The sequence below is a fragment of the Priestia sp. 3CA3 genome, assembly GCF_056836725.1.
This window is the reverse complement of record NZ_JBXENJ010000059.1, coordinates 1-210: the sequence shown is the minus strand read 5'-3', so window position 1 is coordinate 210 and position 210 is coordinate 1. Positions and strand designations below refer to the sequence as shown.

The following is a 210-nucleotide window of genomic DNA, read 5'->3' as shown; positions in this document are numbered from 1 at the left end:
GTCATCAGGAACAACAGCGCCACCAGCAGAAAGCACAACGTATACAGTAACGGCAAGCACGCTGAATGTAAGAAGCGGAGCGGGCACCAATTATGCATCCATAGGAAGTGTGACAAAAGGCCAGAAGCTGTCTGTGATGAGCAAAAGCGGAAGCTGGTACAAAATTAACTACAACGGCCGCACGGGCTACGTAAGCAGCGATTATGTACA

1 protein-coding gene is annotated in these 210 nt (G+C 49.5%); it reads left to right on the top strand.

Features of this window, described 5'->3' with window-relative positions; translation table 11 throughout:
- Positions 1-210: SH3 domain-containing protein (locus AC1VNJ_RS27010; RefSeq protein ID WP_482641644.1), on the top strand; the 210-nt coding region annotated here is incomplete at both ends.